The 26,369-nt window shown below is 71.0% G+C and carries 24 protein-coding genes and 1 tRNA gene; 22 read left to right on the top strand and 3 right to left on the bottom strand.

What is annotated here, in order from left to right:
• Window positions 1–229: 229 nt before the first annotated feature.
• Window positions 230–1,795, bottom strand: coding sequence for a potassium/proton antiporter (locus tag ACFYOP_RS07420; RefSeq protein ID WP_356896525.1), 1,566 nt, complete (start codon window positions 1,793–1,795; stop codon window positions 230–232).
• Window positions 1,796–2,012: 217 nt separating this feature from the next.
• On the opposite strand from ACFYOP_RS07420, the gene ACFYOP_RS07425 reads away from it, so the two are divergent.
• Complete coding sequence (locus tag ACFYOP_RS07425) at window positions 2,013–4,805, top strand: penicillin acylase family protein (RefSeq protein ID WP_356896368.1); 2,793 nt, start codon at window positions 2,013–2,015, stop codon at window positions 4,803–4,805.
• On the opposite strand, the gene ACFYOP_RS07430 is transcribed toward ACFYOP_RS07425, so the two are convergent.
• The gene (locus tag ACFYOP_RS07430; RefSeq protein WP_356896370.1) at window positions 4,771–5,388 is read right to left on the bottom strand and encodes a 5-formyltetrahydrofolate cyclo-ligase; all 618 of its coding nucleotides are present in this window, start codon (window positions 5,386–5,388) and stop codon (window positions 4,771–4,773) included. The two genes, ACFYOP_RS07425 and ACFYOP_RS07430, sit on opposite strands and share 35 nt — an antisense overlap.
• Before the next feature lie 93 nt (window positions 5,389–5,481).
• Here ACFYOP_RS07430 and galU point away from each other — a divergent pair, with 93 nt between their 5' ends.
• From galU to ACFYOP_RS07465, 7 genes are all read left to right on the top strand, one after another.
• Window positions 5,482–6,408, top strand: coding sequence for a UTP--glucose-1-phosphate uridylyltransferase GalU (gene galU, locus ACFYOP_RS07435; protein WP_356896372.1), 927 nt, complete (start codon window positions 5,482–5,484; stop codon window positions 6,406–6,408).
• Window positions 6,409–6,412: 4 nt separating this feature from the next.
• Complete coding sequence (glp, locus tag ACFYOP_RS07440) at window positions 6,413–7,714, top strand: gephyrin-like molybdotransferase Glp (protein ID WP_356896374.1); 1,302 nt, start codon at window positions 6,413–6,415, stop codon at window positions 7,712–7,714.
• A gap of 72 nt (window positions 7,715–7,786) precedes the next feature.
• Window positions 7,787–8,350 (top strand): cyclic pyranopterin monophosphate synthase MoaC, encoded by a 564-nt coding sequence (gene moaC, locus ACFYOP_RS07445; RefSeq protein WP_356896376.1) that lies wholly within the window; start codon window positions 7,787–7,789, stop codon window positions 8,348–8,350.
• The gene (locus ACFYOP_RS07450; protein WP_356896378.1) at window positions 8,347–8,853 is read left to right on the top strand and encodes a MogA/MoaB family molybdenum cofactor biosynthesis protein; all 507 of its coding nucleotides are present in this window, start codon (window positions 8,347–8,349) and stop codon (window positions 8,851–8,853) included. The genes moaC and ACFYOP_RS07450 overlap by 4 nt, the downstream gene beginning before the upstream one ends.
• A gap of 14 nt (window positions 8,854–8,867) precedes the next feature.
• Entirely contained in the window at window positions 8,868–9,479 is a 612-nt protein-coding gene (locus ACFYOP_RS07455) for a GNAT family protein (protein ID WP_356896527.1), read from the top strand.
• A 136-nt stretch (window positions 9,480–9,615) separates the two neighbouring features.
• Window positions 9,616–10,740, top strand: coding sequence for a gephyrin-like molybdotransferase receptor GlpR (gene glpR, locus ACFYOP_RS07460; RefSeq protein WP_356896380.1), 1,125 nt, complete (start codon window positions 9,616–9,618; stop codon window positions 10,738–10,740).
• A 96-nt stretch (window positions 10,741–10,836) separates the two neighbouring features.
• Window positions 10,837–10,910 (top strand) — tRNA-Ala (locus ACFYOP_RS07465).
• Between the two features lie 142 nt (window positions 10,911–11,052).
• On the opposite strand, the gene ACFYOP_RS07470 is transcribed toward ACFYOP_RS07465, so the two are convergent.
• Window positions 11,053–12,033 (bottom strand): ScbA/BarX family gamma-butyrolactone biosynthesis protein, encoded by a 981-nt coding sequence (locus tag ACFYOP_RS07470; protein ID WP_356896382.1) that lies wholly within the window; start codon window positions 12,031–12,033, stop codon window positions 11,053–11,055.
• A gap of 130 nt (window positions 12,034–12,163) precedes the next feature.
• Here ACFYOP_RS07470 and ACFYOP_RS07475 point away from each other — a divergent pair, with 130 nt between their 5' ends.
• The 14 genes from ACFYOP_RS07475 to ACFYOP_RS07540 all read left to right on the top strand — a co-directional run bounded on the left by ACFYOP_RS07475 (window position 12,164) and on the right by ACFYOP_RS07540 (window position 26,368).
• Complete coding sequence (locus tag ACFYOP_RS07475) at window positions 12,164–12,799, top strand: ScbR family autoregulator-binding transcription factor (RefSeq protein WP_356896384.1); 636 nt, start codon at window positions 12,164–12,166, stop codon at window positions 12,797–12,799.
• Window positions 12,800–12,816: 17 nt separating this feature from the next.
• Entirely contained in the window at window positions 12,817–13,848 is a 1,032-nt protein-coding gene (locus ACFYOP_RS07480) for an NAD-dependent epimerase/dehydratase family protein (protein WP_388451033.1), read from the top strand.
• 91 nt (window positions 13,849–13,939) lie between these two features.
• Window positions 13,940–14,575, top strand: coding sequence for a TetR family transcriptional regulator (locus tag ACFYOP_RS07485; RefSeq protein ID WP_356896388.1), 636 nt, complete (start codon window positions 13,940–13,942; stop codon window positions 14,573–14,575).
• Window positions 14,576–14,589: 14 nt separating this feature from the next.
• Window positions 14,590–15,351, top strand: a complete 762-nt coding sequence (locus ACFYOP_RS07490; RefSeq protein ID WP_356896390.1) for an SDR family NAD(P)-dependent oxidoreductase — start codon at window positions 14,590–14,592, stop codon at window positions 15,349–15,351.
• 32 nt (window positions 15,352–15,383) lie between these two features.
• On the top strand, window positions 15,384–16,181 hold the full coding sequence (locus ACFYOP_RS07495) for a carbon-nitrogen family hydrolase (protein ID WP_356896529.1): 798 nt from the start codon (window positions 15,384–15,386) through the stop codon (window positions 16,179–16,181).
• A gap of 371 nt (window positions 16,182–16,552) precedes the next feature.
• Window positions 16,553–17,191, top strand: a complete 639-nt coding sequence (locus ACFYOP_RS07500; RefSeq protein WP_356896392.1) for a hypothetical protein — start codon at window positions 16,553–16,555, stop codon at window positions 17,189–17,191.
• Window positions 17,188–17,394, top strand: coding sequence for a transcriptional regulator (locus tag ACFYOP_RS07505; protein ID WP_356896394.1), 207 nt, complete (start codon window positions 17,188–17,190; stop codon window positions 17,392–17,394). The genes ACFYOP_RS07500 and ACFYOP_RS07505 overlap by 4 nt, the downstream gene beginning before the upstream one ends.
• Window positions 17,395–17,708: 314 nt before the next feature.
• Entirely contained in the window at window positions 17,709–19,379 is a 1,671-nt protein-coding gene (locus ACFYOP_RS07510) for a GH3 auxin-responsive promoter family protein (RefSeq protein WP_356896396.1), read from the top strand.
• 12 nt (window positions 19,380–19,391) lie between these two features.
• Complete coding sequence (locus tag ACFYOP_RS07515; RefSeq protein WP_356896398.1) at window positions 19,392–20,270, top strand: alpha/beta fold hydrolase; 879 nt, start codon at window positions 19,392–19,394, stop codon at window positions 20,268–20,270.
• Window positions 20,263–21,399 (top strand): enolase C-terminal domain-like protein, encoded by a 1,137-nt coding sequence (locus tag ACFYOP_RS07520; RefSeq protein WP_356896400.1) that lies wholly within the window; start codon window positions 20,263–20,265, stop codon window positions 21,397–21,399. Before ACFYOP_RS07515 ends, ACFYOP_RS07520 begins: the two co-directional genes overlap by 8 nt.
• Before the next feature lie 138 nt (window positions 21,400–21,537).
• Window positions 21,538–22,431, top strand: a complete 894-nt coding sequence (locus ACFYOP_RS07525) for an FAH family protein (RefSeq protein WP_356896402.1) — start codon at window positions 21,538–21,540, stop codon at window positions 22,429–22,431.
• Window positions 22,428–23,714, top strand: coding sequence for a hypothetical protein (locus tag ACFYOP_RS07530; protein ID WP_356896404.1), 1,287 nt, complete (start codon window positions 22,428–22,430; stop codon window positions 23,712–23,714). Before ACFYOP_RS07525 ends, ACFYOP_RS07530 begins: the two co-directional genes overlap by 4 nt.
• A 147-nt stretch (window positions 23,715–23,861) precedes the next feature.
• Entirely contained in the window at window positions 23,862–25,109 is a 1,248-nt protein-coding gene (locus tag ACFYOP_RS07535; RefSeq protein ID WP_356896406.1) for a transposase, read from the top strand.
• Window positions 25,109–26,368 carry an MFS transporter gene (locus ACFYOP_RS07540; RefSeq protein WP_356896408.1) on the top strand — a complete coding sequence of 420 codons (1,260 nt, stop codon included), beginning with the start codon at window positions 25,109–25,111 and terminating at the stop codon, window positions 26,366–26,368. Before ACFYOP_RS07535 ends, ACFYOP_RS07540 begins: the two co-directional genes overlap by 1 nt.
• Window position 26,369 lies beyond the last annotated feature (1 nt).

Below are 26,369 nucleotides of genomic sequence, written 5' to 3' on the forward strand. Positions count from 1 at the left end.
CGAGAGCTGTCCTCTTGCGCGGAACTGCGGTAGATGCCGGGGTCCACTCAGAGGAACTCCGCGGCCGCCATACGGTCGCGCCAGCTCTGCGTCAGGCAGAGTTGGTCGATCAGTGTGCCTTCATGGTACAGGGATTTTTCCCGGCCCGTCCTGGGAAATGACACGGATCACGTGCCATATTCCTGCGATTCGGCCCCGGAGTCCGCGGTTCGGCCGTGTCTCCCGTGGGTCAACCGCTTCTGCGGTGCCTGATGCCTCCCGCGCCTCCAGTGCCTCTCCTGGCTCCGGTGGCTCCTCTGCCTCTCCTGCCTCCCGTGCCGAGCCAGTCGGCCAGCTTGCCGCCCTGCCCGACCGCGCGCAGGCGCCGCTCCGCCGCGTCGCGTACGGGGTCGGTCGCCACCACGAGGAGTTCGTCGCCGTGCCGCAGTACCGTCGTCGGCAGCGGTACGAAGCTCTTGCCGTCGCGTACGACGAGCGTGACGGCGGAGCCCGCCGGGAGGCGCAGCTCCGCGACCTCCACTCCGTGCATCCTCGACGCCTCGGGGATCGCGACCGACAGCAGATGCCCGCGCAGCCGCTCCAGGGGCGCGGACTCGATGCCCAGGTCGGCGGCCTCCGCCGAGTCGCCGAGCCGCAGCCGCCTCGCCAGCCAGGGCAGCGTCGGGCCCTGCACCAGGGTGTAGACGACCACCAGGAGGAAGACGATGTTGAAGATCCGGTCGTTGCCCTCGACGCCGGAGACCATGGGGATCGTCGCGAAGACGATGGGCACGGCGCCGCGGAGGCCCGCCCAGGACATCAGCACCTGCTCCTGCCAGGGGATGCGGAAGGGCACCAGGCTGATGAACACCCCGACCGGGCGCGCGACCGCGGTCAGTATCAGTCCCACCACCACGGCCGGCCAGAAGTCGCGGAGCAGTTCGTGCGGCGTGACCAGCAGGCCGAGCAGGACGAACATGCCGATCTGGGCGATCCAGCCCAGCCCCTCGGCGAAACCCCGGTTGGCCGGGGAGTGCGGCAGCCTGGCGTTCCCGAGGACCATCGAGGCGAGGTAGACGGCGAGGAAGCCACTGCCGTGCGCCAGGGCGCCGGCCGCGTACGCCATCACGGCGATGGCCATGACGGCGATGGGGTAGAGGCCGGAGGCGGGCAGCGCCACGTGCCGCAGGCCGTAGGCGCCGAGCCACCCGATGGCCAGACCGACGATCGCACCGATCGCCAGCTCCAGCGCGATCTCGCCGACGAGCAGATACCAGGACTCGATCGGTCCGGTGGAGGAGAAGGCCACCACGAGGATCACGACGGGGGCGTCGTTGAAACCGGACTCGGCCTCGAGGGCTCCCGTCACCCGGGACGGCAGCGGCACCTTGCGCAGCACGGAGAAGACCGCGGCGGCGTCGGTCGACGAGACGACCGCGCCGACGATCAGCGCCTGCTGCCATCCGAGCCCCACCAGATAGTGGGCGGCGGTCGCCGTCACTCCGACGCTCACCGCGACGCCGACGGTCGCCAGAGCGGCGGCCGCGGGCAGCGCGGGCCTGATCTCTTTCCACTTCGTGCCGAGCCCACCTTCGGCCAGGATCACCACGAGCGCGGCGTAGCCGATCACCTGCGTCAGTTCGGCGTCGTCGAACTGGAGGTCGAGCAGCCCGTCCTGGCCCATCGCGATCCCGATGCCGAGATACAGCAGCAGGCTGGGCAGGCCGCTGCGCGACGAGATGCGCACGGCCGCCACGGCGATGAGCAGGACGAGCGAGCAGACGAGCAGGAGTTCGTTGAGCTGGTGGACAGTCAGTGGCCGATCCTTCCCTTTGCGCCATGCGGCCGGATCCTCGTACCGGCAGGCGACACTTCGTTACCTTACCTAATCTTTTACGTGCCCTTGACGGTGTGATGATCTGTTTGTCCGAGGGTGGGGGATGCCTTGTGGATACCGCGTCCGGGCCGGTCGGATGCTGCGCCTAGAGTTGCCTCAGCATTCCCAGGACCACCCTGCCCCTCGAAGGACAGCGATGCCCGCCAACACAACCGCCTCTTCCCCCAAGAAGAAGAAGGGGCGACGCGCCCGACTGCTCGTGCTCGTCCTGGTGCTGGCGCTTGTCGCGGGCGTCGGATACGGGGCGTACTGGAGCATCAGCACGGTGCGTGCCTCGTTCCCGCAGACCACCGGTTCGATCCAACTCGACGGACTGAGCGGTCAGGTCGAGGTCAAACGGGACGGCCACGGCATCCCGCAGATCTACGCCGACAGCGACGAGGACCTGTTCCGCGCTCAGGGATTCGTCCAGGCGCAGGACCGCTTCTGGGAGATGGACGTCCGCCGGCACATGACGTCCGGCCGGCTCTCCGAGATGTTCGGCTCCGAGCAGGTCGAGACGGATGCCTTCCTCCGCACACTCGGCTGGCGCCGCGTCGCGCAGCAGGAGTACGACACCAAGCTGTCGGCCGAGACGAAGAAGCTCCTCAAGGCCTACGCGGAGGGTGTCAACGCCTACCTCGAGGGGCGCTCCGCCGAGGAGATCTCGGTGGAGTACGCGGCGCTGGCCTTCACCAACAACTACAAGCCCGAGCCGTGGTCGCCGGTCGACTCGGTGGCCTGGCTCAAGGCGATGGCCTGGGACCTGCGCGGGAACATGGAGGACGAGATCGACCGCTCCCTGCTGACCAGCAGGCTGAGCGAGAAGCAGATCAAGGACCTCTATCCGGCCTATCCGTTCGACCGCAACAAGCCGATCGTGGAGGAAGGCGGCATCAGCGAGGTCACCGGCAAGTTCGACCCGGCGGCCAAGCCCTCCGACCTCGACGACGGCTCCACCGGCGCGAACACGGGAACCGGCACCGGCAGTGCCGACGGCACGGGAACCGGCAGTGCGGCGGACGCCGCCTCCGGCCTGAACTCCCAGCTGTCCGCGCTCTCCGACACCCTCGACGCCATCCCGGCGCTCCTCGGCCCCAGCGGCAACGGCATCGGATCCAACTCCTGGGTGGTCTCCGGCGACTACACGACCACCGGCAAGCCCCTCCTCGCCAACGACCCGCACCTCGCGCCGCAGCTTCCCTCGCTCTGGTACCAGATGGGTCTGCACTGCCGGGAGACCTCCCCGAAGTGCCGGTACGACGTCGCGGGCTACACCTTCTCCGGCACGCCGGGCGTGATAATCGGCCACAACAAGGACATCGCCTGGGGCTTCACCAACCTCGGGGCCGACGTCACCGACCTCTACCTCGAGAAGCTCACCGGCAACAGCTACCTGGTCGGCGACGAGGAGAAGCAGCTGACGACCCGCACGGAGGTCATCAAGGTCGCCGGCGGCGCCAGCAAGACGATCACCGTCCGCTCCACCGGCCACGGCCCCCTGGTCTCCGACCGCAGCGACGAACTGGAGAAGGTCGGCGAGAAGGCCCCCGTGTCCAACGCCGCCCCTGACCGCGGCACGGGCTACGGCGTCGCCCTCCAGTGGACCGCGCTCCAGCCGGGCAACACCATGGACGCCGTCTTCGAGCTCAACCGGGCGAGCGACTTCCAGAGCTTCCGCAAGGCCGCCCAGAAGTTCGAGGTGCCCTCGCAGAACCTGATCTACGCCGACACCGAGGGCCACATCGGCTACCAGGCGCCCGGAAAGATCCCGGTCAGGGCCGAGGGCGACGGCTCGATGCCCGCACCCGGCTGGGACCCGGCGTACAAGTGGACGAGCTACATCCCCTTCGACGAGCTGCCGTACGAGTACGACCCGGAGCGCGGCTACATCGTCACTGCCAACCAGGCCGTCATCGACGCCGAGAAGTACCCGTATCTGATCACCAAGGACTACGGCTACGGCGCCCGCAGCCAGCGCATCAACGACCTGGTCGAGTCGAAGATCCAGGACGGCGGCAAGATCTCGACCGAAGACATGCGCACCATGCAGATGGACAACAGCAGCGAGATCGCGAAGCTGCTGACGCCCTATCTGCTGAAGATCGACATCTCCGACCCGTACGTCCGCGAGGCGCAGAAGCTGCTGGAGGGCTGGGACTACACCCAGGAGCCGGACTCCGGCGCCGCCGCCTACTTCAACGCCGTGTGGCGCAACGTCCTGAAGCTGGCGTTCGGCAACAAGCTCCCCAAGGAGCTGCGCGTCGAGGGCGAGTGCCTCAGTGTCCGGCCCGCCGACAGCACCGCCCCGGACGACGACCTCGAGGAGCGGGTGCGCGAGTGCGGCCGGCGCGACGCGGACTCGGCTCAGCCGGACGGCGGCGACCGCTGGTTCGAGGTGGTGCGCCGGCTGCTGAAGGACGAGGACAACGCCTGGTGGCAGTCGCCGCGCACCCGTACGGAGGAGGCGACCGACCAGCGTGACGAGCTGCTCGGCCGCGCGATGGTGGACGCCCGCTGGGAGCTGACCGCCAAGCTCGGCAAGGACGCCTCCAGCTGGAGCTGGGGCCGACTGCACCAGCTGACGCTGAAGAACCAGACGCTGGGCACCGAGGGCCCCGGCTTCCTGCAGCGCATGCTCAACCGCGGCCCGTGGAACCTGGGCGGCGGCGAGGCGGCCGTGAACGCGACCGGGTGGAACGCGGCCGGCGGCTACGAGGTCGTGTGGGTCCCCTCGATGCGGATGGTCGTCAACGTCGGCGACTGGGACGAGTCCCGGTGGATCAACCTCACCGGCGCGTCCGGGCACGCGTTCAGCGCGCACTACACCGACCAGACCGACAAGTGGGCCCAGGGCGAACTGCTGGACTGGGCCTACAGCGCGAACGCGGTGTCCGCCGACGCCGTCGACACGCTCACCCTCCACCCGCCGGGTCACTCGGTCCCGTGAACCGGCTGACGCCGTCCGGCGTCACCACCGCGTGCACGGGGTGGTCGTGCGGTTCCACCGGGACCCGCGCGACCACCTCGTTCGCGTAGAGGAGCACCACCAGCGCCGGGTGCGCCCCGGCGGCGGCCAGGCGCGCCAGGACCCGGTCGTACGAGCCGCCGCCGCGCCCGAGCCGCATACCGCGGGTGTCCACCGCGAGGCCCGGCAGCAGCACCGCGTCCGCCGTGACGACGGCGTCCGGACCGAGCCGCTCCCCGGCCGGTTCCAGCAGTCCGCGCCCGGCGGGCTCCAGGCGGTCCGGGCCCCGGTACGTCCCCCAGTCGAGGTCGTTGTCGGGCAGCAGCACCGGCAGCAGGACGCGTACGCCCCTGGCGCGGAGCGCGTCGAGGAGCGCGCGCGTGCCGGGTTCGCGCCCGACCGAGACATAGGCGGCGACGGTGCCGGCGTCCGCCAGTTCGGGCAGGCCCAGGGCGTGTCGCGCGAGAACCGCGGCGGTCTCCTGGACGTCTTGTGCCGACAAGAGCCTGCGAGCGCCGAGAAGTTCGGCCCGCAGCTCACTTTTTCCCGACATGTCGGCGTTCATTGACCATCCGTAAACATCTTGTACACGTCCTTATGGTCACGAAGTTAACCGGAGCATCATCTTCCGCCCATGTTCAGCGGTTATTGTCTCCGCATGACTCAGTCGCACTCCAGGATCAGCAAGGCTGTCATCCCCGCCGCAGGCCTCGGTACCCGGTTCCTGCCTGCCACGAAAGCCACTCCCAAAGAGATGCTGCCTGTGGTCGACAAGCCCGCGATCCAGTACGTCGTGGAGGAGGCCGTGGCGGCCGGTCTCTCCGACGTGCTCATGATCACAGGCCGCAACAAGCGCCCCCTCGAGGACCACTTCGACCGGAACTACGAGCTCGAGGAGGCGCTCTCCCGCAAGGGCGACGCCGGCAGGCTCGCCAAGGTCCAGGAGTCCAGTGACCTCGCCACCATGCACTACGTGCGCCAGGGCGACCCGCGCGGCCTCGGCCACGCCGTGCTGTGCGCCGAACCGCACGTCGGCGACCAGCCCTTCGCGGTCCTCCTCGGCGACGACCTGATCGACCCGCGCGACCCGCTCCTGGCGCGCATGGTCGAGGTGCAGGAGCGCGAGGGCGGCAGCGTCATCGCGCTGATGGAGGTCGACCCGGCCCAGATCCACCTCTACGGCTGCGCCGCCGTGAAGCCCACCGCCGAGGGCGACGTCGTCAAGATCACCGACCTGGTGGAGAAGCCGGACCCGGCCGACGCGCCCAGCAATCTGGCGATCATCGGCCGCTATGTCCTCGACCCCGCCGTCTTCGCCATACTGCGTGAGACGGAGCCGGGCCGCGGCGGCGAGATCCAGCTCACCGACGCCCTGCAGAAGCTCGCGGAGGCCGAGCAGTCGGCCACGGACCCCGCGGGCAGTCCCGGCGGTCCGGTCCACGGCGTGGTCTTCAAGGGCCGCCGCTATGACACCGGCGATCGCGGTGACTATCTGCGTGCCATTGTCAGACTCGCGTGCGAACGTGAGGACCTGGGCCCGGAGTTCCGGGACTGGCTTCGCAGTTTTGTGACCGAGGAGATGTAGGACCGTGAGCAGTACGACCTGGTCGGTCGACGACCACCTCGAGGACATCCTCGCCGCGATCCGCCCGCTCGACCCGATCGAGCTGCAACTGCCGGACGCGCAGGGCTGTGTCCTCGTCGAGGACGTCACCGTCCCGGTCGCGCTGCCGCCGTTCGACAACAGCTCCATGGACGGGTATGCGGTGCGGGTCGCCGATGTCGCGGGCGCCACGGAGGAGTTCCCCTCCGTCCTGACCGTCATCGGCGACGTGGCCGCGGGCGGCGGCGTTCTGCTCACCGTCGGCCCCGGCCAGGCCGCCCGCATCATGACCGGAGCGCCCCTGCCGCCCGGCGCCCAGGCCGTCGTCCCGGTCGAGTGGACCGACGGCGGCACCGGCGGGGGAGCGGCCCTGACCATGCTTCCGGCCGGTGAGGCCCCGGAGGGCGCGAGCGGCGAGGTCCGCGTCCACCGGCCCGCCGAGGAGCGCGCCCATGTGCGCGCCCGCGGCAGTGACGTACAGGCGGGCGACCTCGCCCTTGAGGCCGGCACGGTCCTCGGGCCGCCCCAGATCGGGCTGCTCGCGGCGATCGGCCGCGGCACGGTGCGCGTCCGCCCCCGCCCCCGGGTGGTGGTCATGTCGACCGGCAGTGAACTGGTGCAGCCCGGCGAGGAGTTGACCGAGGGCAGGATCTACGACTCCAACAGCTTCGCGCTCGCCGCCGCCGCGCGGGACGCGGGCGCGATCTCGTACCGGGTCGGCGCGGTCACCGACGACGCCGAGACCCTGCGCGCCACCATCGAGGACCAGCTCGTCCGCGCCGACCTGCTGGTCACCACGGGCGGCGTGAGCGTCGGCGCGTACGACGTGGTCAAGGAGGCGCTCTCCTCGGTCGGTGACGAGGACGAGCCGGGCAGCGGGATCGACTTCCGCCGGCTCGCCATGCAGCCGGGCAAGCCCCAGGGCTTCGGCTCCATCGGCCCGGACCACACCCCGTTGCTGGCCCTGCCCGGCAACCCGGTGTCTTCTTACGTCTCGTTCGAGCTGTTCGTCCGCCCCGCGATCCGTACGCTCATGGGCCTGCCGGACGTGCACCGCCCGACCGCGCGCGCCGTGCTCAAGGCGGACAAGGCGCTCGGCTCCCCGGCCGGCAAGCGCCAGTTCCTCCGCGGCACGTACGACGCGGAGTCCGGCAGCGTCACCCCGGTCGGCGGCGCGGGCTCCCATCTGGTCGCGGCCCTCGCCCACGCCGACTGTCTGATCGTCGTTCCCGAGTCCGAGACGTCGGTGGAGCCCGGCACCGAGGTCGTCGTGGTCCTCCTGGGCTGACCGGCCCCCGGTGGCGGTAGCGTGTCACACCACACAGGCCGCGACGGGCCCGGACCGGGAGCACAGGCGCACATGAGTACGCAAGGCAGGCTGACGCACATCGACGAGGCGGGGGCGGCCCGCATGGTCGACGTATCCGGGAAGGACGTCACCGCCCGCACCGCCCGTGCCACCGGCCGCGTCCTGGTCTCGTCCCACGTGGTGGAGCTGCTGCGCGGTGAGGGCGTCCCCAAGGGAGACGCCCTCGCCACGGCGCGGATCGCCGGGATCATGGGGGCGAAGCGCACGCCCGACCTGATCCCGCTCTGCCACCCGCTCGCCGTCTCCGGCGTGAAGCTCGATCTTCTCGTCGCCGACGACGCGGTCGAGATCGCCGCGACGGTGAAGACGACCGACCGCACGGGTGTCGAGATGGAGGCGCTCACGGCGGTCTCCGTCGCGGCCCTCACCGTCGTGGACATGATCAAGGCCGTCGACAAGGCGGCCGTCATCACCGACATCCGCGTCGAGGAGAAGTCGGGCGGCAAGTCCGGCGACTGGACCCGTGAGGCCCCGCAGGCGTCACAGGCGTCCCAGGGCTCTGCGGGAACGCAGAGTTCAGAGGGGGCACCGGGAACGCAGGGAGCGCACGCATGACCGCCGAGCACGCCACCGCCCCCTACCGGGCACTGGTCGTCACCGCGTCCAACCGGGCCTCCGCCGGTGTCTACGAGGACCGGGGCGGCCCGGTGATCGCCGAGAAGCTCACCGCGCTGGGCTTCGCCGTCGACGGCCCCCGGATCGTCCCCGACGGCGACCCGGTCGGCGAGGCGCTGCGCGCGGGCGTGGCCGACCGGTACGACGTCATCGTCACCACCGGCGGCACGGGTATCTCGCCCACCGACCGGACCCCCGACGTCACCCGCGCCCTCCTCGACCACGAGGTACCCGGCATCCCGGAGGCGATCCGCGCCCACGGCCGCGCGAAGGTGCCGACCGCCGTGCTGTCGCGCGGCGTCGCCGGCGTCGCGGGCCGCACGCTGATCGTCAACCTCCCGGGTTCCACCGGAGGTGTGCGGGACGGGCTCGCGGTCCTGGAGCCGATCCTGCGCCATGCCGTCGACCAGCTGCGCGGCGGCGACCATACCGGCGAGTCATGAGCGTCAGCTGGCCGGTGGTCCTGGTGGACGGAGACGTCACCCTCCGCCCCATAAAGCTGCGCGACCAGCGGGCCTGGCGTGAGGTCAACCGGCGCAACCGCGACTGGCTGCGCCCCTGGGAGGCGACGATCCCGCCGCCGGCCCCCGGCGGCCCGGTCGTCCAGCGCCCGACGTACCGGCAGATGGTCCGCCATCTGCGCTCGGAGGCGAACGCCGGCCGGATGCTGCCGTTCGTGATCGACTACCAGGGCGCCCTCGTCGGACAGCTGACCGTCGCCGGGATCACCTGGGGCTCGATGTGCTCGGGCCATGTGGGGTACTGGGTCGACCGGAGCGTCGCCGGCCGCGGCGTCATGCCGACGGCGGTCGCTCTCGCCGTGGACCACTGCTTCCGCTCGATCGGTCTGCACCGTATCGAGGTCTGTATTCGCCCGGAGAACGAGCCCAGCCGCCGCGTCGTGGAGAAACTCGGATTCCGTGAAGAGGGGCTGCGTCCTCGATATCTTCACATCGACGGCGCGTGGCGGGACCACCTCGTCTTCGCGCTGACGGCGGAGGAGGTGCCGGAGGGCATGGTCCGCCGCTGGCACCAGGCACGACCCGGAACGGCCAGGGGAATAAAATAAGTGTTCGAAATTGGTCACTCCCGGCCGTGATTCGATCTGAACAATCACAAAAAAGTTCCGTGATATCAGCCAGATCGTGCGACACACCGGGCCAATTGGCGGATGCCCTGGTGCGAATCCCTCTACGGTGTGTTGCGTGAGCAGCAGCGGCCTCATCTACGCAGTCATCGTCGGGGCCTGGGCCGCCTACTTGGTGCCGATGTGGCTCCGCAGGCAGGACGAGCTGAACGAAGCCCGTCCGACGGAACGCTTCTCCACCGCCATCCGGCTGCTGTCCGGACGAGCGGCCATGGAGCGCCGTTACGCCAAGGAGCTGCGGGAACGTACCGCCGAGCAGCCCGAGCCCGACGTGGACCCGGATGCCGTCACGGACCGTTTGAGTTCCGTGGACGTCCGGGCCTTCGCCGCGCCCCGGACCGAGGTCCGCCGGGATGCCGGCGAGAGCGCCGAGCAGGACGCCGACCGGCCCGCCGGCCAGGCCCCCGCCCGCCGCCCCGGGCCCGCCCGTCGATCCGAGCGCGCCCGTCGCTCCGAGCGCGCCGCGGCCGCCGAGCGCGCGCGGCGCAGCAAGGTCCTGGCCCGGCGCAGGCGCACCACCACGGTCCTCTTCCTGGGGTTCACCCTCGGCGCGGTGGTCGCGGCGGTCGGCGGGCTCGGATTCCTGTGGGCGCCCGCTGCGCCCGCGGTCCTCCTCAGCGCCTACATCGTCCAGATGCGCGCCCAGGAACGGCGGCGCTTCGCCTTCACGATGGACCGCCGGCGTGCCGAGGCCGCGGCCCAGCGGCTGCGGGAGAACCGCCCCCACCGCCACCAGGCGGCCGCGGAGGCGCCCCTGCCCGACGAGGAGCCCGCGGAGCGCGCCGAGCCGGAGCCGGCGCCGAAGCTCTCCCCGCAGGAGGCCGGCCGCCGCGCGCTCGTCGAACAGACCGACCACGCGGAGTGGGTCGACCAGCAGCGCCAGCGCGGCCCCGTGACCGGCGACAGCTGGGAGCCGGTCCCGGTCCCGCTGCCGACGTACGTCACCGCTCCCGTCGCGCCGCGCGCGTCGAGCGGCGTGGACGTCAGCGATCCGGAGACATGGAGCGCCGCCCGCTCCTCCACCGCCGAGCCCACGCCGTCCCGCCGGGAGACACCGGACCCGCCCGCCGACGCCCCCGCGGGCCGTCGCACCCCGCAGCCCCGCCGCGCCCGCGACCGTGGCCGCACGCCGCTCTTCGACCAGTACGCGGACGAGGACCGGCCGCGCGCGGCCAACGAGTGACACCACTCCCGGCGGTGCCCGTGACCTGCGCGGCGACCCCCCAGGAACGGATTTCCAAGCACCCCGATCGGGATGCTAGAGTTTCACTCGTTGCAAGGGCCTGTGGCGCAGTCTGGTAGCGCACCTCGTTCGCATCGAGGGGGTCTGGGGTTCAAATCCCCACAGGTCCACCGCAGCTGAGAGCCTCAGTCGGATTCGTCCGACTGGGGCTTTCTCTTGTTGTGCGGCAATGAGCGAGGCAATTGGGCCCGGCCGTGAACGAACTGCCGCCGGTGGCCGGGTGCCGTGCAGGCCGGCACCCGGCCCGGTGTGTCAGGTGAGCGGCGCGGGGTGCAGTGGACCGAGCGTCACCTCGGAGGAGAAGATCACTTGGCCGTTCTGCTCCGCGGACACGCGCACCCGGTCCATGGCGCGGTCGCCCTGTGCCCTCCGGTCCGCACGCTGTTCGGCTTCCGCCGCGATCGGCTCCGCGGTGATCCAGCAGGGGGAGTCGAGTTCGGCGTAGCGGTTGAACACGGAGGCCATGTGGAGCACGACCCGCTGTTCGGGATGACCGGTGGCCAGCGCCGCCTGCCGTGCGGCCTCCAGCAGCAGCATGCCGGGCGCGTGGTCGACGGGGTGGTCGAAGAGTATGGGGTGTGCGGTGTCGGCCCGCAGTTGCCAGATGTGGGGCAGGTCGGTGGATGCGAGCACGACGTCCGCGAAGGAGTCGCGCCCGAAGGGGCTCATCGCGGCCGGCGGCGGAAGCGGCACGGCGCCCGCGTTGGCGGCAGTCTTGTCGGCGTACCGACCGCGCAGCCGCCGGTAGACCGTCGGGTCCTGGATGGTGAACCGGGTGCGGGCCGTGGCCAGATGGCGGCCCGAGCGTTCGACCGCGATGTCCAGGGACATCGCGGAGGCCCGGTCCTTGCGGTATGCGATGTCGAAGCACCGTATGCGCAGCTCCAGTTGGGCCGGGGAGCCGTCGGAGCGTGATGCTTCGCGGTCGATCTCCCAGCTGAAGTCCTGCCACAGCAGCTGGTGGCCGAAGGGCACCCGGTAGGCGCCGTGGGAGACCAGCGGTAGCGTCTGGCGGATGGTCTCGCCGAGCTGGAGGGGGTCGTGCAGGCCGTTGCGGGAGGCGTAGAAGCTGTGGTTCTCGGGCCATTCGGCGGTGACGGTGAAGGTGTCGTCCCCGATCTGCTGCCACCCTCTGAGGAGTACTTCCCCGGCGTTCGTCTTGTGTGTGTACTCCTGCGGGACGGACAGAAGGGTGTTGGTTCCGTGACCCTGTGTGACGTTCGACGGCTGCATGGTTCCCCCAACGGAATGCGGCTTTGGTGTGCAGGGCAGAGAAGCGGACCCTCGGTGTGGCGAAGCGAGGCCGCTCGAATAACATAGAGGTCGTTCTTTTTGTTTGTCGAGAGATTGCCGGAGGCAGCCCATGGCGCGACCCCGTCAGGAGCGCGCGGAACGCACGCGCGAAGCTCTCCTGCGCGCAGCGGCAGAGACGTTCGACGAAAGCGGCTACGCCGGTGCGGGCCTGAACCGGATCCTTGCGCGCGCAGGCGTCACCACGGGCGCCATGTACTTCCACTTCAAGTCGAAGGAGGACCTGGCCAGGGCGGTCATCGTGGAGCAGGCCGCCGAGCTCGACTTCCCGCGGGACCATGCCGGTCTGCAGCAGTTGCTGGACATGTGCCAGTACCTGGCCGTCGAGATGCAGGACAACGTCCTCTTTCGTGCCGGTGTCCGGCTGGCGGTGGAGCAGAACGAGGCGGAGCTGCTCGACTACTCGATCTATGACTGGTGGGCGGACCAGTTCCGCGAGCAACTGGTCAAGGCCCGCGAAAAGGGGCAGTTGCTGCCCGATGTGGACGAGGCGGCCTTCGCGCAGGTTCTGGTCGGCGCCTACACCGGAACGCAGATCATGGCGCGGCTCTCATCGGGCCGTGCCGACCTCCCGGAACGGATCGGCACGATGTGGCGATGCCTGCTGCCCGCCATAGCCCCGCCCGAGGTCATCGCCGGGCTGAAGGTGGGCCCCCGCCCGGACGCTGACGAGGCCGACGCCTCGTGAACCGGACGCGGGTGGTGGTGACGGGCAGTACCGGATTCGTCGGCCGGGAGGTCCTGCGGGAACTGCTGCCCGACGGCGGGAGCGACCGCGGCGTGTCGGTCCGGGCCCTGGCCCGGACCGTGCGCCCCGGCGCGGAGCACGCACCGGACCTGGAACGGGTGACGGGGGAGCTGACGGACCCCCGCTCCCTGCGGGGACTGCTGGACGGCGCCGACGTCCTCGTCCACCTCGCCTCCCGTGTGACCGGAAGCGAAGAGGAATGCACGGCCGTGAACGTCGACGGCACCCGGGCGGTCATGGCGGAGGCCCGGCGCCACGGCGTCGAACGGATCGTCCATCTGTCCACCGCGGCGGTCTACGGCGCCGGTCCCCATTGCGGCCTTCCCGTCGACGGGGTCACTCCGGCTCCGGTCTCCCCCGCCAGCAGAACAAGGCTGGCGGGGGAGCGGATCGCCCTGGACGCGGGCGCGGTCGTGCTGCGGCCCGGGCTGGTTCTCGGGGCCGGAGACCAGTGGGTGGTTCCGGCGCTGGCCGAATTCCTGGAGCGGGTTCCGGCTGCCTGGGACGGCGGGCGGGGGCAGGCGTCGATGGTCGATGTCACCGACCTGGCCCGGCTGATCGGTACCCTCGCGCGCTCGGCGGCCCCCTTGCCGCGCGGGGTGCACCATGCCAGTCACCCCCTCCCCGTACGCAACCGGGACCTGCTGGCGTGCCTGGCGGATCTCGACGTGCTGCCGGCCGTCAGCGGCAGCCTGCCGTGGGCGGAATGCCTGCGGAGGCTGCGCGAGACCCCGGGACGACTGATGGAACGTCAGTTCACGCTGCTGGCAGGGGACCACTGGTACCTGAGCGAGGAGATCTGGCGGCTGACGGGCTGTGCGGAAGGCCCCGGGCCGCGGGCCCGGCTGACGGATGCCGCCCCCTGGTACCGCGCACACCTCGCCGGACGGTCCGACGCGCGTCCGCGGATCGTCCCGCATGGTGAGCAAGATGCTAAAGCCGTTGCGGATATGGGGCGCTCGGACGCCTCCCGGCCCGGCCGCGGGTAGTTTCCCGACCACTGGTTGTGGTGCGCGGCCCAGGTCTGCAGTGCGACGGCCCCTCCGGACCAGCCCAGTTGCATACCGAGGGTGAGCCGTGGTGAGACAGACGAGGGCCGAGCACACACGTCATGCTCTGATCACCGCAGCCGCGACCGAGTTCGACCAGCACGGGTACGCCGGGACGTCGCTGGCCGCGGTCACGAAGGCTGCCGGGGTCACGATGGGGGCGCTGACCTTCCACTTCCGCACCAAGGCGGATCTGGCGGTGGCGGTCTGCGCCGACGGCGAGACCGTCACCCGGGAAGCACTGGACCGGATGATCGCGGAGCTCGCTCCCGATCTCCGGTCGGTCGTCGAACTCTGCCTGGAACTGACCCGGTTGCTGGGTGCGGAGGTCAGTGTGCGTGCCGCGGCGCGGCTGGCCCAGGAAAGGGCGACGGCACACGACCGCTGGCACTCGGTCTGGACCGCCGCACTTCGGGACCTGCTGACCAGGATCCGTGCCGCGGACGGCATGAACGCGGACGCCGAGGACCTGGAGCTGCTCGCCGTGTATCTGATGGCCGGGGCCGAGGCGTTCATCCGGGCAGGCCACCCGGCCGGGAGCGTACAGAAGCAGCTCGGCTGTCTGTGGACCTTGACGCTCGACGGGCTTCCCGGCGCCCCCCGGCAGTCCCTGTGCGCACCCGACCGCAGGCCGTCCACACAGACGTGCCGAGACCTGCTGATCTGAAGGAGACACCGCACATGACTCGACGCCACGCGCTCGTCACCGGCGCATCGCGCGGTATCGGAGCCGCCGTCGCGGAGCGGCTGGCCGCCTCCGGGCATGTGGTGGCCGTGCACTGCCGTGCCGATGCCGCCGCCGCGAAGGCCGTGGTGGCGGCCCTGCCCGGCAGCGGTCACACCGTCGTGTCCGGTGACATCGGCGACCCGGACCAGGCCCAAGCCGTCCTCGACACCGCCGTCGACGAGCTGGGCGCCGTGGACGTACTGGTCAACAACGCCGGCATCTACACCGAGCAGCCCGTCGCCACCACGTCCTACGCCGACTGGCGGGCCGACTGGCAGCGGGTGATCGACGTCAACCTCCTCGGCACCGCCAATCTCACCTGGTGCCTGGTCGACCACCTTCTGCGCCGTGTCCAGGGCCCGCAGGGCGCGCGGATCATCAACGTCGGCTCGCGCGGCGCCTACCGGGGCGAGCCGGAGGCCCCCGCGTACGGGGCGAGCAAGGCCGCCGTCCACGCCCTGACCCAGTCCCTCGCCCAGTCGCTCGGCCCGCGCGGGATCGCGGTGACCGCCGTCGCACCGGGCTTCGTCCTCACGGACCTGACCGAGCCCATGCTCGACGGTCCCACCACCGAAACCGTCCGGGCGCAGAGCCCGTTCGGGCGCATCGCCGAACCGGCCGACATCGCCGACGCCGTGGCGTGGCTGGCGACCCCGGGGGCCGAGTGGGCGAGCGGCACTGTGCTCGACCTCAACGGCGCCTCCCACCTGCGCTGAAAGGAAGACCCCGACCCATGGACCACAGCACCCTGCGCGCCGCGCTCGTCCAGATCGAGGTACGGCCCGACGAGCCGGCCGACACGCGCCGGAAACGGGTCGCCGACCTCGTACGGGCGCAGGGCGGCGCCGACCTCGTCGTACTGCCCGAGCTCTGGCCGGTCGGCGCCTTCGCCTTCGACACCTTCGCGGAGCACGCCGAGCCGCTCGACGGCCCGACGGCTGCCGCGATGAGCTCCGCGGCGTCCGACGCGGGCGTCTGGCTGCACGCCGGATCCATCGTCGAACGCGGCCCGGACGGCGCGCTCCACAACACCTCGCTCCTCTTCGCCCCGGACGGGCGGCTGCGCCGGACCTACCGCAAGATCCACCGGTTCGGCTTCGACAAGGGAGAGGCGGCGCTGATGGCGCGGGGCGGCGAGATCGTCACCGCGCCGCTGGACGGCCTCGGGGTCACGGTCGGCCTGGCCACCTGCTACGACCTGCGCTTCCCCGAGCAGTTCCGGCTGCTGGTCGATGCCGGCGCCCAGTTCCTCGTCGTCCCGGCCGGCTGGCCCGCCGCACGCCGCGCCCACTGGTCGCTGCTGGCCCGGGCCCGTGCGGTGGAGTCCCAGGCGTACGTCCTGGCCTGTGACACCGCCGGTACGCACGCCGGGGTCGAACAGGCCGGACACAGCGTGGTCGTCGACCCCTGGGGCGAGGTGGTGGCCGAGGCGGGGCCGGGAGAGGAGACGCTGCTCGTGGATCTCGCCCCCGGGCTCGTCGCCGGCACCCGCGCCGACTTCCCCGTCCTGCGCGACCGGGTCCTCGGCCTGCCCACGCCCCGGTAGCCCATCATGCCGCCTCCGCCGCTGCCGCCCGCCCGTGTCGCACGGGCGGGCGGCGCTGTGCTTGGCGCCCTCCAACGCAGACGGCGGCAACGTCTGTTGATGCGCAGTCAGGGGAAAGTGATCCCCGGGAAGCCCTTGCGGTGGGCCATGCAACTGTGTAACGCTTCTTCGCGAGGCAGTCTGCCCATTTCCAGGAGCCGTCGAACTGCCGTCGCGTCGCCTCGTGCGGCGCTTTTTTGTTGCCGCCGCGTTGCGCGCTTCCCGCGCCGTGCCGCCCTGTTCGACCCCAGCCCGTCCTTGCGTTCCCCTCCGAACGATCCCCTCCGACGTCACTCGGACATCCAGCCGCCTCCCGGAAAGGTGATGAGACCGTGGCCGACCGCATCCCCTCGCACTGCACATCGACCCGCTGCCGAAGGGCCGCCCAGGAAGGTGGCCTGCCGAGCCGCCGCCCCGCACCGGGCGCCCGGCTCTGCGGGCCCTGCCTCCGCGCGTTCCTGCGTGACCTGGCGGCACTGCCCGCACTGCACCGCGAGAGCGAGCAGTATCTGACGCCCGCCGACGGCGGGCTCGCCCCGCGCGTCACCGGCAGCAGGGAGAACACCCTGCCGGTGAGCACCAAGGCTTTGGACTCCCGCCACGAGGCGGTGGCCCGCCTCTCCTCGTGGGCCCGGCTGGTGGCCGAGGAACGGCCCTCCACCACTCCGCCGCGCCGCACCGTCACGGCCATGACGGCGTTCCTCACCGGGCACAAGGACTGGCTGGTGGCACACCCGGCCGCCGGCCGGGTGGCCGACGAGGTCGCCGCGGCGGCGGCCGGGCTCCGGAACCTGGCCGTGCGGCGGTCCGCTGAACTCGTACCGCTCGGGGCCTGTGTGGAGTCCGGTTGCGAGGCCCAGGTGTCGCTGCCCCGCCGGGGCGGCGACGACCTGGTGCTGCGGGGCCCGGTGTGCGGGGCCGGACACGTACTGACCCCGCGGCAGTGGCTCGCCATGAAGGAGGCGGCATGACGACGAAGCAGCGCAAGTGCGTGCCCACGTCCCTCGCCGCCCTGGCCCTGGGCGTGCAGGAAGGCACGATCCGGCAGTGGGCCCGCCGGGGCAGGATCACCCGCTACGGGACCAAGCGGCAGGCGCTCTACGACCTGACGGAACTGGCCGCCCTCGCCGCCCGGACGCCGGACGGACGCGAGACGGACGAGCCGGGTCCCTGACACCGTGCCCGGACCGCCCGGCCTCCGAAGCGCCGGGTTCCTGAAGCAGCACGCCCACCGGCCCGGCTCTGGCGGGTCCGTCACGTGACACCGCACGCCCACCGGCCCGGCTCTGGCGGGCCCGTCACGTAACACAGCACGCGGACCGGCAGAAGCTCACGGCCGGTACGCCGCCCGGCGCGCGGGAGCGCGCGACGTGGCTCATCAGACCTCACAGCTGTTCACCTCACCGTTCGGCCCCTCGTGCCGCGCGGCGCTCACGCCTGCCCGGATGCGGGCGGCGACAGCCCGAAGACCTTCAAGGAGAACCAGTGATGACACCGAAGTGGCAGGACCACTGGACGGCGCGGCGGGATCCCTTCGTCGAGGAATGCCGACAGGCGCGGGACGATCTCCTGCGCGACCTCAAGGACCCCGGTGCGGCGCAGGCGCGGGTCCTCGCCGACCTCATCGAGATCAGCGCCGACTCGCTGCACTGGAAGGACAATGGGTACGACGTCCTCGCCGCCGACCCCGCCGACTCCGCTGCCTTCCGGTCGGTGCTGCCGGTCATGCGGTACGCCGACTTCGTTCCGGAGATCGACCGGGAGGCCCGGACCAAGGGCGGGGTGCTGTCCTGCAGCCCGGTCCTGCGCTGGCTGAAGACGAGCGGTACGACGGGTGTGCCCAAGCGGGTCCCGTACACGCTGCACTGGCTGCTGACGTACCGCATTCCGGCGATGAAGGCGATGTGGGGGACGTATCTGGAGCACCACCCCGAGCTTCTCGCGCACCCCTACGCCACTCTCGACACCCAGACGGTCCGCGAGGACGTGTACGACTTCGTCCACGGGGTGGAGCACCAGGCGATCAGCAACCGGCATCCGCAGATCAACAGCCGTGACTGGAACCCGCCGTGGTACACGTCCCCGTGGTTCGGTCCGGACGCCCCCGCCACCCACGCGGGCAGGATGTACCACCGCATCCGCCATCTCGTCGGCCGCAAGCTGCACTACATATCGGCGATCAATCCGAGCACCCTGATCTCCCTGCGGGACCTGGTCGCCGAGCACGGCCCGGCCCTGGTGCGCGACCTGCGTGACGGCACGCTGGAGGGCGAGCCGTGGACCGAGCCGGACGAGGCGGCGGCCCGCCACCTCGAACAGGTCCTCGCTCGGGGCGACTTCAGCCTCAAGGACGTCTGGCCGACGCTCACCCTGTACAGCTGCTGGCTGTCCGCCTCCGCGGAGCTGTACCGGAAGAAGCTGGACGCCGTGCTGCCGGGTGTGGCGAAGCTGCCGTTCATGGGCTGCGGGACCGAGGGCGTCACCACCATTCCGATCGACGACTCGCTGGACAGCCAGCCGCTCGCCGTCAACCAGGCCTACTTCGAGTTCGTGCCGGCCAATGTGCCGCTGGGGGAGCTGGTCGACGCCGGGGCGAAGGTCGAGACCCTCCTCTTCGACGAGGTGCGGGCCGGCCGCGACTACCACCTGATCATGTCGCAGGGGAACGGCTTCTACCGGATGTGGACGGGCGACGTGTACCGCGTCGACCGGATCGTGGACGGTACGCCGTGGATCCACTTCGTCCACCGCGACGGGGTCTTCCACTCCTTCACGGGAGAGAAGATCACCGAGTCGCAGGTCACCCAGGCCATCATGCAGGGACTGGCCGCCTGCGGCCTCGACACCGGCCTGTACATGTGCGGTCCCCGGTGGGGCGAGCCGCCTTCCTACACCGTTGTGGCCGAGGTGGCCGAGCCCTCCGGTGCGCTCGGCCGGGAGCTCTCGGAGGCCGTCGACCGCGCGCTGTGCGAGATCAACATCGAGTACGCCTCCAAGCGTGACAGCGGACGCCTCGGCGCCATGGAAGTGGTCCCCGTGCGGCAGGACGCGATCAGCGAGTACAGCGAGGCGCGCCGACAGGCCGGCAACGCGACCCAATACAAGTTCAAGCCCTTCCAGAAGGACACCGATTTCGTCGCCGACATCGTCGGCCGCTGAGAGGACACTCACATGCTCGTCATCAACAGGCCCCCGCAGAACATCCGTCGCGAGATCATCGACCTGCGGCCGGACGGCTCCGGCCCGGCACTCCATCTGTGGCGACCGCGCCGGACGAAAGGCGCGGTCTTCTACTTCCACGGACTGCAGAGCCACGCCGGCTGGCTGTGGGAGGTGGGCCCCCGGTTCGCCGACAACGACATCGCCTTCTTCGTGCTCGACCGGCGTGGCAGCGGCATCAGCCCCGGTGACCGCCATGAGATACCCGATACGGCCACCGTGCTCGACGACTACGCCGACGCGGTGGCCCTGGCCCGCGAGATGATCGGCGACGACGTACCGCTGTCGCTCTTCGGACACTGCCTCGGCGGTTCCTTCATGGCGGCCCTCATGCATCACGAGGGCTTCACCACGCGCTACGACGCGGCCGTCTTCTGCTCGACGTGGCTCGGCAGGATGCACGCCACGCTCGGCGAGGAGGAACTGCGCGCCGTCGCGGCCGGCCGCGGTGAGGAGCTGTGGGACGCCGGTCTGAAGGCCACCGACTTCACCGACGACGTCAAGTACCAGCACTTCATCGACGACGACGACCTCGCCGTACGGCAGATCACCCGGCGCTCCCGGGCCACCCTGCTGGAGCTCGAGAAGCTCTATCTGGAGCCGCGGCGGCAGGTCCGCGATGTGCCGGCCGTCTTCGTCTCCGGCATGACCGACCCCCTCGTGGACCTCGACGCCGCCCACGAGGTCTTCCACACGATGATGTCCGGCCGCGGCAGCATCATGAAGCTGCCCACCGACAAGCACTATCTGTTCTACACCCCGGTCAGTGACGGCCTGGTCGACTGGACCTCGACCTACACCCTGCTCCAGGGGCTGAACCGGGATGCCTGAGCCGCACGTCGCCCGGCTGTACCGGGTGCAGCTGCCCATGCGTACCTCCTTCGACCATCCCGCCGCCCGCCGCACGGCCTCCGACAGTCTTGTGCTGAGCCTCGACGCCGACGGGGTGAGCGGCATCGGCGAGTGCGCGCCCCGCGCGTACGTCACGGGGGAGACCACCGCCGGTGTGACGGCGGCGCTGCGCCAGGTCGACATGGACGCGCTGCTGGCGCTGTTGACCGGTATGGCGCCGGCGGAGCTGCTGGACCGGCTGCACCGGGACGGGTTCGCGCGGACCTTCGCCGTCACAGGGGGCAACAATCTCGTCTGCCTCCTCGAAACCGCAGTCCTCGACTGGCTCGGACAGCAACTCGGACTCACGGCAAGGCAGCTGCTGCCAGGGCACGGCGGTGGACCGGCCGACTGCCCGCTGCAGATCTCCCAGGTGCTCGATCTGAGCATCGACGTCGACGAGTTCCTCGACACCCGCGGCCCCTTCCATTTCGTGAAGATCAAGGCGTCCGAGGACAACGAGCGCGACGCCCGCACGGTCAAGAGGATCCGTGGGCACGTCGGCGAGCACGTCACGATCATGATCGACGCCAACATGAGCTGGACGCCCGCCACCGCGCTGCCGTACGCCTGGCGGCTCAGGGAGAGCGGAGCCGACTACGTGGAGGAGCCGCTGCCCAAGGGTTCCTGGGCCGGCCTGCGCGACCTGCGGCGGAACGGAGGCATCGGCGTCATGCTCGACGAGTCCGTGTGCGGTGAGGACGACGCCAGGATCGCCGTGGAGTCGGAGGCGTGCGACGCCGTCAACGTCCGGGTGGCGAAGAACGGCGGTGTCCTGCGCGCCGCCCGGCTCGTCGACTACGCCAGGGAAAGCGGCCTGCGTTACCAGGTCGGGGTGCAGGTCGCCGAGGTCGGCCCGCTGATCAACGCGGGGCGGGCGCTGGCCTTCAACCACCCCGGCGCGCTGACCGTGGAGGCGGGGCAGTCGGACCGCTTCTTCCCCGAGATGATCGTCTCGCCCCGCCCGGCGGTGGACCGGGGCACCAACACCATCTCGCCCGCGGAGGGCGCGGGCTGGGGCATGGCGCTCAACGCCGCCGCGGACCGCTGGCTCGTGCGGGACTTCTGACCCCCGCGGCTCCGCACCACAGGGCTCCACGCGTCGCCGCCGAACCCCTGCGGTGCCTTCCGGGCCTTCCGAGTGCGGGCGGCGCCTCGTCCTTCCTTCGTGTCGTTCTGTCTTTCTGTCTTCCTGAGGAGATTCACCATGTCCGTGTTCTTCGAATGCACCTACCGAGGCCGACGGCACATCGGGCTCGACAAGCCCGAGCCCGGCGCCCCGCTGGTGCTGTATCCGATCGGCGAGGAGACCGACCTGCGGCGGACGACCCTTGCGGCGGGGCGCGACCGTGCCGCGCTCGTGGCCGAGCTGACCTCGGGCGGGCTGGTGACCGTACCGGCCTTTGAGAGCGGGTCCGTGCGGTTCCGTCCTCCGCTCATGCCCGCGTCCGCGGGCGACGCCATGGTGAGCGGCTTCATGCAGACCCACAATGTCAAGGTCGGCCCCGACACCCAGTCCCAGCCCAACTGGTTCCTGAAGGGCATGGGCGACTGCCTGAAGGTGCCCGGCGACGACCTGGCCGTACCGTCGAGCGCGGTCGCCCTGTGCGAGGAGGCGGAGATCGTCCTCGTGTACGTGACCGACGAGGCGGGCGAACCCCGCTACGTCGGCTACACGTTCGGCAACGACCTCACCGACATCGGCCGGTTCAAGCGGCACCAGGGACATCTGTCGTACGCCAAGCTCTGCGACGCGGCGGTCGCCCCGTGGCTCTTCCTCGACGAGCCGCCGCAGCGGGTGACCGGCCGGGTCACGGTCGAGCGCGACGGCGGCCCCGGCTGGCAGGGCGACTTCACCACCGGCACAAAGGCCCTGCACTACGGCCTCGACGGCATGATGTCGGAGCTGTTCTCGTACGGCCCGCTGCGCCGGCCCGGCCTCGTGCACTACGTCTTCATCGGTGCCGACCGCAGCAGCTTCCACGCGGGCTACCGGATGGCCGACCAGGACCGGGTCACGCTCGAGTTCACCACCCATGACGTCACCCTGTCGAACCGCATCCACTGGCCGCGGCCGGTGACCGCAGCGGTCGAAGGGTGACGGCCCTCAGGGACGTGCGCCGGCTCGGCGACATCGAGGCGACCTTCGCCTACCAGCACGCGCTGATGCACGGGGACGCCCAAGTCACCACAGAGTTCACGGTGAACGCCGAGTTCTGCCCGGAGTACGTGGCGCAGGCCGTGGCCCGGTGGGTCCGGAGGTTTCCGCTGCTCTTGCTGCGGATCGGCGAGGTGCGGGGCAGCCTGTGGTTCCAGCAGGGCCCGGGTCTGTGCCCGGGTCAGCTGACTCAGGGCGAGCCGGCGGGCCCCGGTCGGCCCTCCGACCTGCTCGCCGACGAGGTCAACGACGTGCTGCCGGCGGGCGGTGGACTGTGGCGGCTCCGGGTCGTCCACGGCCGGGACACGGCCGCGACACGCTTCTGCTTCACTGTCCACCCCGCCCTCTTCGACGCGCACTCCACCGGGCGGCTGGTCCGCGGTCTGCTGGACATGCTCTTCAGCCAGGCCGCGGTGGACGGTGTCCGGCCGGCCGTCGAGTCGCTCCCGCCAGCCACGGACGAGTTGACGTACGTCGCGCCGCCCCCGGCCGCTCCGGACCTGCGAACCGCCGGCGGGCGGCCGGGCGGGGCGTGGCAGGCAGGCCCTCCGCAGGCCGCAGGCCGCCGACCGCCGTGGTCCGCACGCCGGGCCGGGGTCGTGTCCTTGTCGCTGCCGCCGCGGGAGAGTCTGCGCCTCAACCGGTGGTGTGCCGAGCGCCGGATCGCGCCGGGCCACTTCCTGGCGGCCGCCCTGGCCCGGGTCCATGCCCGTACGACGGGCCAGGAGGAGGTCGTACTGTCCAACGCGGTGTCTCTGCGCAGGCGGTACGCCGAGCACGTGGTGATGCCGGACGCCGGGTGCTGTCTCCATGAGGTGGCCGCCGCGCTGCGGATCGGGGGCGGTCCGACGGTCGACCACGCCCGTGCGTACGCCTCGTCGCTGCGGGCGGCCGATGCGGCATGGCGGCCGGCCCGCCGGGAGCACGCCCGGATCAGACGGGTGGTCGAGGCGGAGGCCGCCGGCGGAACGGGCCCGGACATCAGGGTCACCGATGCCGGCTCCGTCGATGTCGCGCTCGGTGTGCACGCGGCACGCGTGACGCGTTTCCGCACCGCCGTCAACCGCAAGGCGACGCCCGCGGTGGGCGCTCTGCATGTGTCGGCGCTCAGGGGCGCTCTGGGGCTGTCGCTCACCTACGGCATGCCGGGCGCCGACAGCGCCACGGCGGAGACGACGGCGCGGGAGCTGCGGAACGAGGCGTTGCGGCCCGCCGGTCCCGGCTGAACTCCCGGGCCCGCGCGGGCCGGTGAACTTGCCGAAGTCGCAGCAGCCCCCATCGCGGGATTGAAAACATAGAGGTCGTTCTCTATGTTTTACCTACCGGCCTACACCGCGCCGGTACCAGCGACACCAGAGGGAGGGAAACGCGCGATGGCTACGCAGCACACCACGCAGGCATGGGCATCGGTCTCCGCGTTTACCGAGGTTCTCTTCGGACGGCTGCCCCGGGCCGATCAGCGGAGATGGGCGGACGCCTACGTGCGGGGCCTGCTCACCACACCGGGCAAGAAATCGGTGCGCCGCCTGGCGGCCACCGTCTCCGACTCCAGTACGGCGCCCCAGGCCCTGCATCAGTTCGTCAACGCCAGCCCGTGGGAATGGGAACCCGTGCGTGCCGAACTGACGCGCTGGATCGGCCGGCACAGCCGCGCCCGGGCCCTGGTCATCGGGCCGGTGGTCCTCCCGAAGCGGGGCGACCGCTCCTGCGGCGTCCACCGGCGGTTCGTGCCGCAGGCGGGGCGTACGGTCAACTGCCAGGTGGCGATCGGGGCCTTCCTGTCTACGGACAGCGAGGTCGTGCCGGTGGACTGGCGGCTCCTTCTCCCCGAGGAGTGGTCACAGGACCCGCAGCAGCGCCGCCGTGCCCGGATCCCCGACACTGTTCGGCCCGGCCGGGCCGACTCGGCCGCGGTCCAGGCTGTGGACATGGTCGAGGAGTCCGGCGGACGCCGGGACCTGGCCGGCCTGCCGGTCGTCGTCGACCTGACCGGTTACGCCGGCGCCGGCGAGGTCGTCCGCGGCCTGATCTGCGAAGGACGCAACTTCGTGGTGGCCGTACCCGACTCCTTCCCGCTCGTGCCCGCCGCCCCGGACCGGCAACTGCCCGGTGGCGAGGAAGGGGCCGTCGCGGCACAGCGCTTCCTCGCCCTGCACTGCTCCCGCCGCCCGCGAAAGGAAGCGGTGGGTACGCACGGCGCCCGCCTGCCGGTCGGCACGCACGGCGCCGGGGCGCGACAGGTCACCGTCCTCACCGGACTGGTGAGGCTCCCCGGGACACGCCCCCTGCTCCGGGTGTTCGCCGAATGGGACCCGGCGGCGTGCCGTACCGGGCAGGTATGGCTCGCCGATCTCGCGCACCGCCCGGTAGCCGACCTGCTGGACCTGGCGGGGCTGCACGCCGCGACGACCGACACGCTGGAACGGCTGGAGAACGACTTCGGGCTGCGCGCCTTCGAGGGCCGCTCCTATCCGGGCTGGCACCGCCATATGACGCTGGTCTCGGCGGCCTTCGCGTACAGCAGCCTCAGCTGTACCCCCTGCCCCGTTCCGGCCGCGCCCCCACGACCGACACCACGTCCGGCGGCACGCCGGACGCCGACCCGAACGGCGTGCAACTGATGGCCCTTCCCAAGACTTTCTGGCTGCTGTGGTTCGGGCAGACGTTCAGCCGGCTCGGGACGCTGGCGCCCGCCTTCCTGATCCTCTATCTCCAGCAGGGCGATCTCGTCGACGACCGGACCACACCGCTCATCGTGGGCCTCTTCGGCGCGGGTGTCGTCATGTCCGGGCTGGTCGGCGGTGCCGTCGCCGACCTCATCGGACCGAGGCGCACGATCATCGCCGCCCAGCCGGTGACCGCGGTCTCCGCCCTGCTGTTCGTCGTCGCCGAGCATGTGGTCCTCCTCTGCGCGCTCGCCCTGATCACCGGGTTCCTGTCCGCGGTGGACCGCCCGGCAGGCGCCGGGCTGATCTCCAAGATCGTCCCGCCGGAGCAGTTCTCCCGCGCCTACAGCCTCTTCCTCGTCGGCTTCAACGTCGGAATGTCGCTCGGCCCGGTCCTCTCCGGTTTCCTGCTCGCCTTCCATCCGCCCTCCCTCTTCATCGTGTGGTCCGCGTGCAGCGCCGTCTACGCCGTGCTGATCTGCGCGCTTCCCGCCGACGAGATGCCCGCGGACGCGGACAAGGGGATCGGCGGCAGGCAGGGCGCGTCGGCGCTGCGGCGCGCGGTGGCGGGTATCGCCGAACCGTTCCGGTCGCCGGTGCTGGTCGCCTTCCTGATCCTCACGTTCCTGCTCGCCTGCATCTACCTCCAGGTCAACTCCGCGCTCCCGCTCGACATGCGGGCCAGCGGCCTGTCACCCGGCGACATCGGCATCGTGTTCGCCGCCAACGCGGTCCTCTCGATCGTGCTGCTCGCCCTGGTGCCCAGGGTCGTCAAAGGTATGAGCGACCAGACGCCGCTGGTCATGGCGGCCGTGCTGATCGCCGTCGGGTTCGGGGCCAACGCGCTGGCCGGAGACTTCGGCTCGTTCGTCGTGGCCACCGTCATCTGGACGCTCGGCGAGGTGCTGTGGGCGCCGATGTCGGCCACGTTCATCGCCAACCGGGCACCGGCCGGCCGCGTCAGCACCTACCAGGGCTCGTACTTCTTCGCCTGGAACGCCGCCTTCGTGGTCGGCGGTCCGATCGGGCTGACGGTGGCCCATGCGTACGGCTACGGGACGCTCTGGATCTCCACTCTCGTGCTGGGCCTCGGCGTGGCACTCAGCTTTGTCTTCCTGCCCCGGTTCGCCGGCTTCGGCGTGACCACCGCCGACGCCGGGTCCGCCGGGCCTCCCGACCGTGAACCCGTCGAAACGACCACAGAAACAAGGTGAC

This window comes from Streptomyces sp. NPDC006294, assembly GCF_042870895.1.
Lineage (GTDB): Bacteria > Actinomycetota > Actinomycetes > Streptomycetales > Streptomycetaceae > Streptomyces.

Excerpts from the sequence above, each read along its gene's own strand:
- ACFYOP_RS07425 (WP_356896368.1), top strand. The coding sequence starts at position 2,013 with ATGCCCGCCAACACAACCGCCTCTTCCCCCAAGAAGAAGAAGGGGCGA.
- ACFYOP_RS07450 (WP_356896378.1), top strand. The coding sequence starts at position 8,347 with ATGACCGCCGAGCACGCCACCGCCCCCTACCGGGCACTGGTCGTCACC.
- galU (WP_356896372.1), top strand. The coding sequence starts at position 5,482 with ATGACTCAGTCGCACTCCAGGATCAGCAAGGCTGTCATCCCCGCCGCA.
- ACFYOP_RS07520 (WP_356896400.1), top strand. The coding sequence starts at position 20,263 with ATGCCTGAGCCGCACGTCGCCCGGCTGTACCGGGTGCAGCTGCCCATG.
- ACFYOP_RS07490 (WP_356896390.1), top strand. The coding sequence starts at position 14,590 with ATGACTCGACGCCACGCGCTCGTCACCGGCGCATCGCGCGGTATCGGA.
- ACFYOP_RS07525 (WP_356896402.1), top strand. The coding sequence starts at position 21,538 with ATGTCCGTGTTCTTCGAATGCACCTACCGAGGCCGACGGCACATCGGG.
- ACFYOP_RS07505 (WP_356896394.1), top strand. The coding sequence starts at position 17,188 with ATGACGACGAAGCAGCGCAAGTGCGTGCCCACGTCCCTCGCCGCCCTG.
- ACFYOP_RS07475 (WP_356896384.1), top strand. The coding sequence starts at position 12,164 with ATGGCGCGACCCCGTCAGGAGCGCGCGGAACGCACGCGCGAAGCTCTC.
- ACFYOP_RS07540 (WP_356896408.1), top strand. The coding sequence starts at position 25,109 with ATGGCCCTTCCCAAGACTTTCTGGCTGCTGTGGTTCGGGCAGACGTTC.
- ACFYOP_RS07470 (WP_356896382.1), bottom strand. The coding sequence starts at position 12,033 with ATGCAGCCGTCGAACGTCACACAGGGTCACGGAACCAACACCCTTCTG.
- moaC (WP_356896376.1), top strand. The coding sequence starts at position 7,787 with ATGAGTACGCAAGGCAGGCTGACGCACATCGACGAGGCGGGGGCGGCC.
- ACFYOP_RS07430 (WP_356896370.1), bottom strand. The coding sequence starts at position 5,388 with ATGAACGCCGACATGTCGGGAAAAAGTGAGCTGCGGGCCGAACTTCTC.
- ACFYOP_RS07515 (WP_356896398.1), top strand. The coding sequence starts at position 19,392 with ATGCTCGTCATCAACAGGCCCCCGCAGAACATCCGTCGCGAGATCATC.
- ACFYOP_RS07510 (WP_356896396.1), top strand. The coding sequence starts at position 17,709 with ATGACACCGAAGTGGCAGGACCACTGGACGGCGCGGCGGGATCCCTTC.
- ACFYOP_RS07535 (WP_356896406.1), top strand. The coding sequence starts at position 23,862 with ATGGCTACGCAGCACACCACGCAGGCATGGGCATCGGTCTCCGCGTTT.